This is a genomic window from Acinetobacter sp. YZS-X1-1, assembly GCF_000804305.1.
Classification (GTDB): domain Bacteria; phylum Pseudomonadota; class Gammaproteobacteria; order Pseudomonadales; family Moraxellaceae; genus Acinetobacter; species Acinetobacter variabilis.
The window spans coordinates 1-14,310 of the sequence record NZ_JWHB01000010.1; the positions used below are offsets into that span (position 1 = coordinate 1).

At 40.7% G+C, this 14,310-nt stretch carries 12 protein-coding genes and 1 pseudogene; 12 read left to right on the top strand and 1 reads right to left on the bottom strand.

Going from position 1 to position 14,310, the window contains the following annotated elements; all coding sequences use genetic code 11:
- Positions 1-266 precede the first annotated feature (266 nt).
- The 7 genes from RJ01_RS07595 to hisC all read left to right on the top strand — a co-directional run bounded on the left by RJ01_RS07595 (position 267) and on the right by hisC (position 7,282).
- The gene (locus RJ01_RS07595) at positions 267-1,712 is read left to right on the top strand and encodes an RNA polymerase factor sigma-54 (protein WP_034170606.1); all 1,446 of its coding nucleotides are present in this window, start codon (positions 267-269) and stop codon (positions 1,710-1,712) included.
- Between the two features lie 185 nt (positions 1,713-1,897).
- Positions 1,898-2,230 (top strand): ribosome hibernation-promoting factor, HPF/YfiA family, encoded by a 333-nt coding sequence (gene hpf / locus RJ01_RS07600; RefSeq protein WP_004783414.1) that lies wholly within the window; start codon positions 1,898-1,900, stop codon positions 2,228-2,230.
- A gap of 135 nt (positions 2,231-2,365) precedes the next feature.
- A complete protein-coding gene (gene ibaG, locus RJ01_RS07605) occupies positions 2,366-2,617 on the top strand; it encodes a BolA family iron metabolism protein IbaG (protein WP_004783413.1) in 252 nt (83 codons plus the stop codon).
- A 7-nt stretch (positions 2,618-2,624) separates the two neighbouring features.
- On the top strand, positions 2,625-3,881 hold the full coding sequence (gene murA / locus RJ01_RS07610; protein WP_004783411.1) for a UDP-N-acetylglucosamine 1-carboxyvinyltransferase: 1,257 nt from the start codon (positions 2,625-2,627) through the stop codon (positions 3,879-3,881).
- Entirely contained in the window at positions 3,881-4,582 is a 702-nt protein-coding gene (hisG, locus tag RJ01_RS07615; RefSeq protein WP_005234128.1) for an ATP phosphoribosyltransferase, read from the top strand. Before murA ends, hisG begins: the two co-directional genes overlap by 1 nt.
- A gap of 188 nt (positions 4,583-4,770) precedes the next feature.
- Entirely contained in the window at positions 4,771-6,072 is a 1,302-nt protein-coding gene (gene hisD, locus RJ01_RS07620; protein ID WP_034170607.1) for a histidinol dehydrogenase, read from the top strand.
- Between the two features lie 118 nt (positions 6,073-6,190).
- Positions 6,191-7,282 carry a histidinol-phosphate transaminase gene (hisC, locus tag RJ01_RS07625; protein WP_034170608.1) on the top strand — a complete coding sequence of 364 codons (1,092 nt, stop codon included), beginning with the start codon at positions 6,191-6,193 and terminating at the stop codon, positions 7,280-7,282.
- A gap of 107 nt (positions 7,283-7,389) precedes the next feature.
- Here the strand turns inward: hisC and RJ01_RS07630 are convergent, their stop codons facing one another.
- Positions 7,390-8,721 carry an anthranilate synthase component I family protein gene (locus RJ01_RS07630; RefSeq protein WP_034170609.1) on the bottom strand — a complete coding sequence of 444 codons (1,332 nt, stop codon included), beginning with the start codon at positions 8,719-8,721 and terminating at the stop codon, positions 7,390-7,392.
- Between the two features lie 260 nt (positions 8,722-8,981).
- Between RJ01_RS07630 and RJ01_RS07635 the strand changes: the two genes are divergently transcribed.
- The 5 genes and pseudogenes from RJ01_RS07635 to RJ01_RS07655 all read left to right on the top strand — a co-directional run.
- A complete protein-coding gene (locus RJ01_RS07635; RefSeq protein ID WP_034170610.1) occupies positions 8,982-10,031 on the top strand; it encodes a DUF6160 family protein in 1,050 nt (349 codons plus the stop codon).
- A gap of 189 nt (positions 10,032-10,220) precedes the next feature.
- Positions 10,221-11,054, top strand: a complete 834-nt coding sequence (locus RJ01_RS07640; protein ID WP_005234137.1) for a C39 family peptidase — start codon at positions 10,221-10,223, stop codon at positions 11,052-11,054.
- 38 nt (positions 11,055-11,092) lie between these two features.
- Positions 11,093-12,298: a hypothetical protein gene (locus RJ01_RS07645; RefSeq protein ID WP_171248458.1), complete on the top strand. Its 1,206-nt coding sequence runs from the start codon at positions 11,093-11,095 to the stop codon at positions 12,296-12,298.
- 12 nt (positions 12,299-12,310) lie between these two features.
- Positions 12,311-13,975, top strand: coding sequence for an OmpP1/FadL family transporter (locus tag RJ01_RS07650; protein WP_034170612.1), 1,665 nt, complete (start codon positions 12,311-12,313; stop codon positions 13,973-13,975).
- Between the two features lie 7 nt (positions 13,976-13,982).
- Positions 13,983-14,310: pseudogene (locus RJ01_RS07655) on the top strand (hypothetical protein); the annotation flags it as partial.

Here is a 14,310-nt window from a genome sequence, read left to right on the forward strand (position 1 = left end):
TCATTATTCCAAAAGCCCTCTGCTCACGCAGAGGGCTTTTTTTATGCCTGGATTTAAAAAATTAAATCAAATTATATTAATTTACAAATTGGTTAACTACTATTTAATAAAAATAAGTGATTAATAATGCTTATAAAATTATATAAAAATGAAGTTAAAGTTCATGAAATCATTATAGTTTTGTGTGTTTTTTTATCAAACTATGTTATAAAAGTTAAAACGGCATGAAAATTGCTTATAAAACGAGATTTTTATTAGGGGGTCATATGAAACTATCAGTGGGATTACGAATTGCCAACTCGCTGTCATTAACTCCACAGTTACAACAAGCAATCCGCTTATTACAATTATCCAGTCTGGAACTAGAGCAAGAAATCCAGCTACAACTTGATAGTAATCCTTTGTTAGAAAAAGTTGAAGAGCAAATCAGTGTTGAAAGTCTTTCTACTGTTGATGCGGGTCAAAAGGATTTAACTAATGAACTTAATGCAGACCATCTTCCGGACGATCTCCCTGTAGATACCGACTGGGATGATGTCTATACTCATCAACCTACAAGTCTGGGTGCAGCAGAGTTCGAAGAGCGGGAAGACAATCGTCAAAGCCAGCAAAGCCTACAAGAATATATGCTCGAGCAGATCAATCTGCTGCACTTTTCTCGCATTGATCAGCTGATTGCCTACTGCATTATTGATTCTCTAGATGAAAAGGGTTTTCTGGATGCAGAAATTTCTGAGATTACTGCATCAGTACAGCATCTTTTATCTTCCATGGATTATGAGGAAGAAATCGAAGAGGATGAAGTACTCGTTGTTCTCAAGCATGTTCAGCGTCTTGATCCGATAGGAGTGGGTTCTAGAAATCTCGCTGAGTGTTTATTGATTCAGCTGGATAGCCTACCAGTTAATACCCCTTGTCGTAATGATGCGGTCAAATTGCTGCAACATTATGAGTTGCTGATTACCAATGAATTACCAAAACTCATTAAACAAACTGGCTTAAATCAGGAACAATTGCGCTGTGCCGTTGATTTACTGAAAACTCTTAAGCCATATCCGGGACAGGAGTTTGAAAGTAAGGAATCTGATTATCAGATCCCGGATGTCGTGGTAATGAAAAAGAATGACTGCTGGCAGGTGACGTTGAATCCTGATGTGATGCCAAAGTTAAGACTAAATTCTTTTTATACCAATATGATTCGTCGTGCTGATCAAAGTGAAGATAATCAATACCTGCGTAATCAGATGTTGGAAGCGAAAAACTTTATTAAAAGTATTGATGAACGACATAAAACTTTATTGAAAGTAGCGACCTGTATTGTTGAACATCAGAAAAGCTTTTTAGAGATTGGTCCTGAAGGTATGAAGCCTCTGGTTTTACGGGATATTGCTGAAGAAGTGGAACTACATGAATCAACTGTATCTCGTGTAACAACTAACAAATATATGCTGACCCCACGTGGTTTATTCGAACTGAAATACTTCTTCTCGAGTCATGTGGGAACAACTTCTGGGGGAGAGGCTTCATCTACTGCAATCCGTGCTAAAATTAAGAAAATGATTGCTGAAGAAAATGCACGTAAGCCTTTATCTGACAATGCAATTGCCAATCTTTTGAAAGAAGAGGGGATTGATGTAGCACGACGTACGGTCGCGAAATATCGTGAATCGTTACATATTCCTTCCTCTTCTGAGCGAAAAGTCTTGATCTAGTTTTTGAAATTTGATTATTCTAGAGATTCATTATGACATCGTAATGAATCTTTTTTTCTTTTGAGGAATGGTAAAAATGATCTGAATAAATGCTTTAAATCACGATTTTGCTTGAGCAAGTTATTGTATTCTTTTCATTTTTAACTGTGACTCTTCTGATCCTAATAAAGGTGAGGGATAGAACTATGCAAATAACAATTCGTGGACATCATTTATCAATTACGCCAGCGATTGAAGAAACTATAAAAACGAAATTTTCACAGATGACCAAACATCTGGATCAGGTGAACAGCATGCAGGTTAAGCTTTCCAAAGATCATCAGATTGATAAGCGCTCAAAAAGAGGCAGTAGTAACCATATCGCAGAAGCGATTGTCCGTTTACCGGGTATTGAGTTTTTTGCCCATGCCAATGCTGATGACATGTATACCTCGATTAAAATTTTGACGGAAAAATTAAAAAAACAGATTGACCGATATCGCGAAATGCAGCTGAATCATCAGAGTTTAGCCATTTAAGCGACCAAATGGGGAAAAAGAGGTTTTTAAAAGCCTCTTTTTTTATATATATAATGTATGTGACTAATGAATTATTTTTTACATTTATAGTAAAATGACTCGTTTTACACCCTTAGTCCTATAAGAGGTCTTGTGATGAATAATGAACAGCTCGCTGAAATTTTAAAAGCCGCTTTTCCTGAGGCGGATGTTGCTGTGAGTGGTCAGGGCGGAAAATTCGATCTCCGTATTGTGGATGATCAGTTTGAAGGTAAACGTCCGGTTGCACGTCAACAAGCTGTTTATGCTCCTCTCAATTCCCATATTGCCAGTGGTGCAGTGCATGCTGTGACCATTCGTGCATTGACCAAAGAAGAATGGCGTAAAGCAAGCTTATTTGGAGCTTAATCAATTAATGGATAAATTCTTAATTCAGGGCGGTATTAAGCTCGACGGTGAAGTGCGTATTTCTGGTGCAAAAAATGCAGCGCTTCCATTATTAGCAGCAATGATTCTTGCTGATACGCCAATCACACTTAGAAATGTTCCAAATCTAAAAGATGTAAATACCTTGGTGAAGCTGATTGCAGGTCTTGGGATCACGATTAGCTATGAAGGCGATACAGTTATTGCAGATACCTCTACCTTAGATAACCAGTTTGCCCCTTATGAACTCGTAAAGACCATGCGTGCTTCTATTTTGGTGCTTGGTCCTCTCTTGGCGCGCTACGGTAGTGCAAAAGTATCTTTACCAGGTGGATGTGCGATTGGTTCCCGTCCAGTCGATCAGCATTTGAAAGCACTAGAAGCTTTGGGTGCCGAGATTGAGGTTGAGGCCGGCTATGTCCATGCCAAAGTCGATGGTCGTCTGAAAGGCGGTGAAGTCGTATTTGATATGGTGACTGTGGGTGGTACTGAAAATATTCTGATGGCTGCAGTATTGGCGGATGGTGTGACCACGATTCGCAATGCGGCGCGCGAACCTGAAATTACCGATCTTGCTCAAATGCTGATCAAGATGGGTGCGAAAATTGAAGGTCTGGATACCGATACCCTAGTGGTTACCGGTGTAGAAAGCCTGCATGGCTGTGAATATGCAGTGGTTGCCGACCGTATTGAAACCGGTTCTTATCTGGCTGCTGCAGCTATTACGGGTGGTCGTGTTAAAACCACACATACAGACCCGGCTTTAATGGAAGCTGTACTGGATAAATTTGAGGAAATGGGTGCAGAAGTCACTCGTGGGGATGACTGGATTGAACTGGATATGATGGGCAAACGTCCGAAAGCGGTGAGCTTCCGTACCTTGCCACATCCAGATTTCCCAACAGATATGCAAGCCCAGTTAATGGCAGTCAATGCCATTGGCCGTGGATTTGCCACAATTTCTGAAACGATTTTTGAAAACCGTTTTATGCATGTTCCTGAATTGGCCCGTATGGGAGCCAATATTCAAGTCGAAGGTAATGATGCTGTCGTAACGGGTGTAGAAAAACTTTCTGCAGCGCCTGTGATGGCAACAGATTTACGTGCTTCATTCTCTTTAGTTCTTGCAGCACTTGCAGCCGAAGGAGAAACATTGATTGACCGAATTTATCATATTGACCGCGGTTATGAAGATGTCGAAGCAAAGTTACAAGGTTTAGGTGCCCAAATTAAGCGAGTAAGTTAATGAGTGATATGAGAAACGATGATCCAAACTTTGACGTAATGGGCAATTTTGATCATGGTTTAACGTTAGCATTAAGCAAGGGCCGTATCTTGAAAGAAACTTTACCTCTGCTTGAAACAGCAGGGATTAACCTGCTGGAAGATCCGGATAAATCACGTAAGCTGATTTTTCCAACCACGCATAAACAGGTGCGTATCCTGATTTTACGTGCTTCTGATGTGCCGACTTATGTTGAAAATGGCGCGGCAGATATCGGTGTTGCAGGTAAAGATGTGTTGATGGAACATGGCGCGCAAAATGTCTATGAACCATTAGATCTGAAAATTGCCAACTGTAAATTGATGACAGCAGGTAAAGTCGGCATGGAGCGTCCGAAAGGCCGTTTAAAAATTGCGACTAAATACGTGAATCTGACCCGTCAATACTACGCGAGCCTCGGTGAACAGGTTGATGTGATCAAGCTTTATGGTTCAATGGAACTTGCACCACTGGTGGGTTTAGGTGATTACATTGTTGATGTGGTCGATACAGGCAATACACTGCGTGCCAATGGTCTTGAGCCACTTGAAGAAATCTGCAAAGTCTCTTCACGTCTGATTGTGAACAAAGCCAGCTTTAAACGTAAGCAAGCATTGCTGAATCCAATTCTTGCCCAGCTTGAACAAGCGGTTGAAGCACGCGAACAGGCGAAAAAAGCTTAAATTTACGCTGTATTAAAGACCGTCCACTTTGGGCGGTTTTTTTATTGCTGATTATAAATATAAGAAGCTCAATGCTTTCATCAATTTTATCAAAAGCTATTTCCAATAAAACTCATAGCACAAGTCTGTTCTAGCTACCGACAAAGTCTTTGAAAACAGGTAAACTAAAGCCTTCGAATTCAAACCTTATGGGTAAATTGATGCGACGTTTATCGACACAAGATCAAAACTTCAAGCAGGCGTTTGCTGACTTGTTGGCTTTTGAAACCGTGAATGATCCTGAACTTTTAAAAACTGTAGACCAAATTATTGCTGACGTACGTCAGCATGGTGATGCTCATGTTCTTAAATTGACTCAGCAGTTCGATCGACATCCAGCGCATCAATTTTCAGGTTTAGAACTGACTCAAGAGCAACTTAAAGCAGCCTTTGAAGGCTTGACGACGGAAGTGCGTGAAGCTTTAGAATTGGCTGCAAACCGTATTCGTGAATTCCATCAGGCACAAAAACAGGATGGTTGGACGTATGTCGACGCTCTAGGTAATACCCTGGGTCAGAAAGTGACGCCATTGGATCGCGTAGGGATCTATGTACCAGGTGGCTTAGCATCTTATCCATCTTCGGTGTTAATGAATGCTGTTCCTGCACATGTGGCAGGTGTAGGTGAAATTGTTATGGTGGTGCCTGCTCCAAATGGTGAACTGAACCCATTAGTCTTGGCTGCTGCCTATCTGGCTGGCGTACACCGTGTATTTACCATTGGTGGCGCACAAGCAGTTGCTGCATTGGCCTATGGTACAGAAACCATTCCACGTGTCGATAAAATCACTGGTCCAGGTAACCGTTTTGTGGCTGCGGCAAAACGTGCAGTATTTGGTCAGGTCGGTATCGACATGATTGCTGGTCCTTCAGAAATTCTGGTCTATGCGGAAGGGCAGAACAATGCCAAGTGGTTAGCGATGGATTTGTTATCTCAAGCTGAGCATGACACTGTTGCTCAAGCTGTATTTATTACGCCTGATGAACAGCTTCTCAATGAAGTAGAACAAGCAATTGAAGAACATTTGCAAGCTCTACCAAAAGCAGAAATTGCCCGCACTTCAATTGCCAATCGTGGTGCATTAGTGCTTGTGAAAGATCGTACTGAAGGTATTGAGCTAATTAACCAGGTGGCACCTGAACATTTAATGCTGTGTCTGGATGAAGCACAGCAAATGGCTGAAGAGATCCGACATGCGGGTGCAATCTTCATGGGACGTTATACGCCTGAAGCGATTGGTGACTATTGTGCAGGTCCGAACCATGTATTACCAACATCGGGTACAGCACGTTTCTCATCACCACTGGGTGTCTATGATTTCCAGAAACGTTCAAGCCTGATTATGTGTTCTGAAGACGGTGTGAAAACCCTTGCGAAAACTGCAGATGTTCTGGCACAGCAGGAAAATCTGGATGCGCATGCACACTCAGCACGTTATCGCTATCAGTAATTAAATACTTATATTGAATAAAAGATATTTCTCTCCCTTTGTGAGAGGTTAGGTAAGGGGAATTATTTAATCTCTCCCTAACCTTCTCCTAAAAGGAGAGGGAATTTGAGAATAGAAAATGTCGAATATCACCATAGAGCAAATGCGTTTTTGGAGCCCTGAAGTCCGTGAGCTAGAGCCTTACGTTCCAGGCGAACAGCCCAAAATTCAAAACCTTTTAAAATTAAATACCAATGAAAATCCGTATCCGCCATCACCGAAAGTCGTGGAAGCGGTGCAAAAAGTTTTAGCCAATGGCGCAGATGTTTTACGTCTTTATCCAGATCCAGATGCATCTGAATTGAAACATGCCATAGCTAAACAGCAAAATGTTACTGTTGAAAATATCTTTGTGGGTAATGGTTCTGATGAAGTCTTGGCACATATCTTTAAAGCCTTCTTTATTCAGGAACAGCCACTGCTTTATCCAGATATTACCTATAGCTTCTATCCGGTTTATAGTCAGTTCTTTGGTGTCAAAACCAAAATCTTGCCACTCAATGAAAATTTCGAAATTATTGTAGATGATTATAAACAGCCAAATGGCGGTATTATCATCACTAATCCGAATGCGCCAACCAGTATTGCACTTGGTTTATCTGCCATTGAAGAAATTCTGCAGGCGAATCCTGATTCAGTGGTCGTTATTGATGAAGCCTATGTAGATTTTGGTGCTGAATCTGCAGTGAGTTTGATTGAAAAATACGAGAATTTAGTAGTCTGCCAAACGACTTCAAAATCCCGCTCTTTAGCAGGCTTACGTGTCGGTTTTGCGATTGCCCAGCCCCACCTGATCGCAGCGCTTGAAGCGGTAAAAAACAGCTTTAACTCTTATCCAATGGATCGTTTTGCGATTGCGGCTGCAGTCGCTTCATTCGAAGATCAGAAATACTTTGAAGCACAAAATGCTAAAGTCGTTGCCAGTCGTGAAAAACTGGTTAATCAGTTGAATGAGCTTGGTTTCAAAGTCTTGCCATCAAGTGCGAACTTTATTTTTGCTTCACTACCATCAAAAGATGCAGGTGAGTTAGCGGCTGAATTACGGGAATGCGGCATTATCGTACGTTATTTTAATAAACCTCGTATCAATCAATTTTTACGTATTACCATTGGTACAGATGAGCAAAATCAGCGTTTAGTAGATACATTGAAAAATAATATTTTAGCTTAATTAAATCCACCCTAACCCTCCTTTGATAAAGGAGGGAACTTTTTTCTTTTTAAAGAGAGGTTAGGGGAGATTTATAAAAAAGCGGCTCAACCGAGTCGCTTTTTTATTTATTTAGGTTTATACCAGGTATTGAGTAAATCCAGCATGGCATCAACCTTATCAAAACATTCCTGATATTCCGCATCACAGTCAGAAGAAATCGTAATTCCGCCACCAGCCCAAAGTGAAACCTCATCCTGATATTTCTGAATTGAGCGAATCAGAATATTCCAGCTTCCTGTTCCATTAAAATTAAAATAACCTAATGAACCACAATACGCTCCACGTGGAGCACCTTCTAACTCTTCAATAATTTGCATGGCGCGAATCTTTGGTGCACCGGTAATTGATCCACCTGGAAGTGCAGACAGCAATACATTAAAAGGATGCACACCTTCTTTTAAGGTCGCTTCGACTTCGCTGACCATATGATGTACCTGATTAAATGACTCAATATTGAATAGTTTAGGTGTCTTGACTGAACCTGTTTCTGCATAAACACTGAGGTCATTGCGTAGTAAATCTACAATCATGACATTTTCAGCCTGATCCTTCTTTGAGTCTTTTAATCGTTGTTTGGATTGCTCATCAAGCACCGGATCAGCAAAACGTGGCATGGTACCTTTAATCGGTTTGGTGACAATTTTTCGATGTGCTTCAAAGTCAATAAACAGTTCAGGTGAACAGCTCAATAATTCAAAATTACCAATACGAAGATAGCCCGCATATGGCGCATTGGTTAATGTCCAGAAAGCATGTGCAGTTCCTAATAATGAACCTTCAGCAAGTGCTGTAAATTCTTGGGTTAAGTTAATCTGGTAACAATCACCGGCTAGAATATAATCCTGAATATCCTGAAATGCCTGTGCATAGCGAGATTTATCCCAGCGTGGGCTGCAAAGAGTTTTTAATTGAAACCTCGGTTGTATAGGTGATTGATTTAATAGATTTTGAAGATGATTGAAAATATCTGCTGCTTGCGGATCATGGCTATAGAATACCCATTGATCAGCTTCAAACTTAATATAAGAATCAAACTGACCGATAAATAGGCCAGGTTGAGGCCGCTGCGGGTATTGGGTATGCTGTTGAGCAGCGTAATCATAGCCAATAAACCCAACATAACCCCCAGAAAATTCATTCGCTTTAATATCTGGAGTTTGCTCAAGCTCTAAGATGAGTTTAGCTATATCAGCCTGATATTGCTCGATATCCACTCTCTTAAATGCCTGAATTTGTCCATCCTGCACCATAAAATATTTCTGTGCACAGCAGGCAATAAAAGGCTGTCCATTATTATTTAAATATATCAGGTGATCTAAGGGACTTAATGCATGCAATAGATCTTTAAGCTGAAGAGATGCAAAACTTAAAGGACAATGGTAAGGAGCTTCGTTCATTCAGTAGCGCATATTCCGATATGACCCGGTATTTTATATCAAGAATAGGAAAAAATATTTCTAAATCATCAAATACCGTTTGTCGGTAAGCTCAATATTGCGACCAACGACAGTTGATCAAAATATGACTCGACGTTAAGTTAAGTGGGCGAGCAAAATTACTCAAGGAAAGATGCTTTGCGTTGTCAGAAAATAAAAAACACAACGTCAGCACTGAGTGATTCACAACCAAAAAAATAGTACTCTTGGGAGAGTAAACAATGAAAAAATTCACAAAATTGGCTTTAGCTGCTTCAGTTGCTTTTAGTGCAAACGCAATGGCGATGCAATCACTGGACGATGCATCTCTAAGCGCGACTACAGGTCAGGACGGTTTGAAAATCGGTATCGGTATTTCAAAAATTGAAATTGAAAAACTATTTATCCATGATAATGATGGTTTAGCTGAAGATTCTACTGCAAAAGCGGGTGTTATTGAAATTTATAATAATGATGGAGCTGTTCTTCGCCCTGGAGAGGCTGCTAATGGTATTGTGGGGGGTACTGGTGAAGCAGGTGCGATCTATATCAAAGCGAATGGTAAGGGTAGAACAGCAACTAATGGTATCGTAATTGGTGCAAACTACGATGACAATGGTGCGTATTTACTAGCTTCACGTAACCTTGCAGATTTAACCATTGACTCAGATGCTGGTGCTGGTAACCCGTTTATCAACATTGCCGCTGAAGTATCTGGTTTAGATATTAACATCGGTGAAATTGGGGTAGTAGCATCAGGTGATGAACCAGCAGCTACAGCAACTAGTATTCGCCGTGGTGGTGCTGGTAAGGAAAATGCGATTTTATCTGGCCTATCATTTAAAACAGGTCCAATGTCTGCCAATATTCAATTAGGTGCTGCTCCACAGGGTGCAATGATTAAGTTGAATGCAACAATGACTGGCGGCTTAACAATTACAGATTTGGGTATTTTCGATAATTCAACGACTGGTGGACAAGTTGCTGCAGGTGTAAACACCTCAGGCCCAGGTGAAATCTTCATTGAAAGCATTAAGTTGACAGATGCTAACTCTAAAGATTTGACATTGAACCAAAGCATCAGTGTATTTGGCGAATCAACTGCAAACGATGGTTTCATTCGTATTGTGAGTACAAGTGGTGCACATGATAACTATGTGAAAGGTATTCACCTAGGTAGCCAAAATGCAGCATCAATTGGTGATATGGAAATCCAAGGTCTGCAAACTTACTTTAGCCCGGGAACTGGCCAATATGCAAAAGGTGCAATTATTACCATTTCTGGTCACTAATTTTTACCTTAAAAAAGCGCGTGTTTACACGCGCTTTTTTTATGACTACAACATCTATCTAAAAAAATAAAAAAAGACTGTATTTTTTTGAAAAAGAAGGTATCTTTCTAGTTACAGGGAAGTAGAGTGAAGACTCTATAAAAAGAAAAATTAGGCACATCATGCCAATGATAAGAAAAGTAAAAAAATATGTTAGAGATTGCATTGGGCTCGGCATTGATGTATTACGCTGCCAAAGAAGCTCTGGATATTAAAAAACAGCCACCAGGCGCTGTTCACTATACTGAAGTTCTTGATTCAAGAAATGATTCTTTCGTACGTATGCACCGCGAACATGTGGAAGTCAAACCTGCACTGTTAGACCAGTTTCAGGGAATTGTGCGTCAGGCTTATGATTATAGTTGTGGTTCAGCAGCACTTACGACTTTATTAAATGGCTATGTAGGTACTCGGCTGGATGAGCAGCAAGTCATGAATGGCCTAATGAAATTTGGTGAAACGGATAAAATCATCGAACGTCGTAGCTTTTCCCTTCTTGATATGAAGCGTTTTGTTGCTGCCTTAGGCCTGGAAAGTGGTGGCTATCGCGGAGAATTTGAAGATCTGGTTAAACAGGGACAACCCGCCATTGTTCCTATTTCCTATGCAGGATTTAAACATTTTGTCGTGTACAAAGCTTATAAAAATGGACGGGTGTATGTTGCCGATCCAGCACTGGGTAATATCAGTTTTGATGAACAGCGATTTAAGGAAGTTTGGGAAAACAATACTTTATATTTAATTAATGTCCCTGAACAATATCGAAAAAACTTTTTGGCATTAAAAGATTCGGATATGCGTCATGTCGAAGATGCAACCATTAACCGTTATGCTTTAGTTGATATGCAGTATCCACAGTTCTATATGGATAAAATTGCCGATAAAGCATCGACTATCCGTATGGATCGTAACCGTAATGTAGATTCAGAAAAATTTGGGGAATATCAATATAATTTTCTCAGACTTTATTACAAGAATAAATAAAACGAAAAGATGGCTATAGAAAAATTAAAAATGGTGAAATGGATATGAACAGTAAATGGATGAACAAGACATTCTTGGCGCTCAGCATTCAGATAGTTATGGGAGTGGCATGGGCTGCGGATGAGCCTGAACTGGGTGAGTATGAAACGGTTGAGGAAGAAGTAGTCGAGACTGCTGCATCCATTGATATTCAGCCTGAACCAGCAGCAACTCAAGCTGTAGCAGAGCCTGAACTTGGAGGATATGAAACAGTTCAGGAAGAAGCTGTTGTTGAAACAGCTGCACCTGTTGAAGCTCCAGCCACTCAAGCAGTAGATGCATCTCAAGCCTTACAGAAAAAAGAAGGAGATGCTACTCAGGAAGCAAGTCTAGAAGAAGTATTTACTTCAAATGAGCGTCAATACTCACTTATTAAACAAGGCGAAATTTCATCCTATTACGATATTGATTATACCTATTATCGAGATACACAACTCGATATGGAAATGGCACAGGGCCAGCTGTATCAGCTCCGTGTTCAGGAAAATGCAACACATAGCCTGACCAATACTTTCACTTTTCAGTACGGGGTGAAAGATAATCTGACCTTAACAGCTTCCTTACCTTTGGTGGCTAAAACAGATTTATTAAAAGATACCTCTACAGCAGGATTAGGGGATATTAGTCTAGGTGCACGTTGGGAGCCATTCCCTTTAAAAGCAGGTCGTTTACCACTTATTTTATTTGCCAATTTGTCGACTAAAACAGGTGATAGCCCATATGAAATTAATGCAGCAAAAGATCTGGCTGCAGGTAAAGGATATTACTCAGCCGGTGTGGGTGCGAGTACACGTAAATATATTGACCCGGTGGTGCTGTTTGCCTCAGTTTCTGCAAATTATGGGTTTAAGGAATCTGGCTTAGATCAGCGTCGCGGTACACGAATTATTGAAGAGTTTGAACCAGGTATTAGTGGTGGTTTTGCTTTCGGTTTCGCTTATTCATTTAACTATGATGTTTCCATGACTATGTCATATCAGCAAAGCTTTAATACTGGTGCCGAATTTAAGTATCACACGGGTGAAAGCTATTCAGCCGCTGATCAGACTAGCTCGACTTTTGCGATTTCTTTAGGGGTGCGTGTATCCCCAGAAACCATTGTAAATGGTACGGTCGGATTGGGGCTGACCGAAGATGCACCAGATGTTTCACTGGGACTTTCATTCCCACTTGATATTTTAGGTTTCGGTAAGAAATTCAGTTAATAGGGGTGTCGTATGAAAAACATTCGACTTAGCCCGTTATTAACAGGAATTATTCTTGCGGGCTGTTCAAGTTATACCTTTGCACAATTAGGGACCAACCTTTCTGTTGACCTGCGTGCATTGTCTATGGGGAACGCGGTTACTGCAGATCCGCCAGGAGTGAATGCAATTCACTTTAACCCGGCTGCATTGGCTAAGATTGAGGGCTTACAGACCGAACAGCAAATTATTGTTGCGAACTTTGATATTCAGCGTGAATTTACTGTTCCTGCTGGATATAACGTTTTTGGTTATTCAGATGATCCAATGGTCTGTAATGATGGGCCTGAAGTATCTTCTGATTTATGTACAGATTTTAAAGGTCTGGTTAAGGGTGATGTAGAGTATGTCAGCCTCTACGTACCTATTCTGAAAAAAATGGTGGATTTGGGGGAAGGCCTCCCAATGGCAGCACCTACCATGGGGGTCTCTTATAAACCACCAGGTTCTAAAGCAACTTATGCAACTGCAGTCTATGCACCACTAGTTGCAGGTTTTGGCCATGAAGATGGTAATCCGGCCAATTTTATGGGACAACAGGTTGCTTTAGAGCGGATTACATATTTATCTCCATCCATTGGTTATGAAGTCAATGACCAGCTTTCGATTGGTGCTTCAATCGGGATGTCTTATCAAGCCATTGCCATGAAAACAGATTTACGTTTTCCCAATGAGTTGATTGGCATGTTACGTATGATTGATGAAGTCGTATGTACACCATTTAAAGAAAATTCTGACATTATTACTGACATATTGTTGCTTGGGATCTGTAATGCTGATGAAGGAATGAACCCATTTGGTAAATTTGGCCAAATGCAACTTTCATTAGAACAAAATTTAAGTCCAAGCTATAACCTAGGTGTTCTATGGGAACCAACTGAAGATTTCAGTTTTGGTATGGTTTACCAGAGTGCTGCCAAAATGCGCTTAAAAGGTAAATATCATATCGATAATGCCAAAGCACCACAGGAAATGATTAAAGGTCTGATGACCTCCCCAACTGGCCAGATTTTAGCTGCAATTCTTGGTTTTCCAAATTATATCCCTTCAAGTGAATCGGGTCTGGTTTCCATGGATTTCGAATACCCAGCTCACTTTCAGGCGGGGATTAAATATAAGGTAATGCCAGATCTACAAGTCAATTTTGATATTGGCTGGACAGATTATGCTGCTTGGGACCAATTCAAGTTTGAGTTCGACCGTACCCTGTCTGCCTTGAAGATTGCCAAACTGTTATCTGCCAATGTAACGGATTCTTCACTTGCATTACCGCTTAGGTTTGAGTCGCCATGGAACTTCGGGATTGGAGTAGAGTATTCAGCAACTGACCGACTAAAACTTCGTGCTGGTTATGAACCACGTACCAGTGCCATTCCAAAAGATAAACGCAATACCATGGTACCGATTAATGGTGCACAGCTATTTGGTTTAGGAGTGGGCTACCGTTTTGACGCAGATACGGATCTGGATCTATCTATTGGTTTCTTACGCAGTAAAGATAATATTCCAGCAAATACCAGTAGCCTAGCGAACCAGACCGGGGTAAATAACCTGTTACTGAATCCATATGCAGGCTTGAATGTCAAAACAGATACCAAGATCACAATTTTAGGTTTGAACTATCGCACCCATTGGTAAGGAAGAAATGATCAGAACAGGGAACTTAGGGATAAAAATGGTACTGGCATTAAGTCTGGTACCATGGTCTTTTTATACAAATGCCAGAGAGTTTATTACGATCATTGGGCCCGATGGGCGACCATTAGTTGTGCCACGTCAAAATAATGAGCAGAAAGAAACAACAAAAAACCAAGCGGCCACTACTCCGAAAAAATTAGTTACACCCGTTACATCTACTGCACAGGATCTGAAAAAATCCGAGCCAAAGATAGTCGAAAAAAGTGTGGCAACAGTTCAGCAAAAAAATAATATGGTTGTACAACCAGTACAACCAGTACAACCAGTACAACCAG

What these genes read in the sequence shown, in the direction of transcription:
- RJ01_RS07595 (WP_034170606.1), top strand. Translation starts at nt 267, where the DNA reads ATGAAACTATCAGTGGGATTACGAATTGCCAACTCGCTGTCATTAACT.
- hpf (WP_004783414.1), top strand. Translation starts at nt 1,898, where the DNA reads ATGCAAATAACAATTCGTGGACATCATTTATCAATTACGCCAGCGATT.
- ibaG (WP_004783413.1), top strand. Translation starts at nt 2,366, where the DNA reads ATGAATAATGAACAGCTCGCTGAAATTTTAAAAGCCGCTTTTCCTGAG.
- murA (WP_004783411.1), top strand. Translation starts at nt 2,625, where the DNA reads ATGGATAAATTCTTAATTCAGGGCGGTATTAAGCTCGACGGTGAAGTG.
- hisG (WP_005234128.1), top strand. Translation starts at nt 3,881, where the DNA reads ATGAGTGATATGAGAAACGATGATCCAAACTTTGACGTAATGGGCAAT.
- hisD (WP_034170607.1), top strand. Translation starts at nt 4,771, where the DNA reads ATGGGTAAATTGATGCGACGTTTATCGACACAAGATCAAAACTTCAAG.
- hisC (WP_034170608.1), top strand. Translation starts at nt 6,191, where the DNA reads ATGTCGAATATCACCATAGAGCAAATGCGTTTTTGGAGCCCTGAAGTC.
- RJ01_RS07630 (WP_034170609.1), bottom strand. Translation starts at nt 8,721, where the DNA reads ATGAACGAAGCTCCTTACCATTGTCCTTTAAGTTTTGCATCTCTTCAG.
- RJ01_RS07635 (WP_034170610.1), top strand. Translation starts at nt 8,982, where the DNA reads ATGAAAAAATTCACAAAATTGGCTTTAGCTGCTTCAGTTGCTTTTAGT.
- RJ01_RS07640 (WP_005234137.1), top strand. Translation starts at nt 10,221, where the DNA reads ATGTTAGAGATTGCATTGGGCTCGGCATTGATGTATTACGCTGCCAAA.
- RJ01_RS07645 (WP_171248458.1), top strand. Translation starts at nt 11,093, where the DNA reads ATGGATATGAACAGTAAATGGATGAACAAGACATTCTTGGCGCTCAGC.
- RJ01_RS07650 (WP_034170612.1), top strand. Translation starts at nt 12,311, where the DNA reads ATGAAAAACATTCGACTTAGCCCGTTATTAACAGGAATTATTCTTGCG.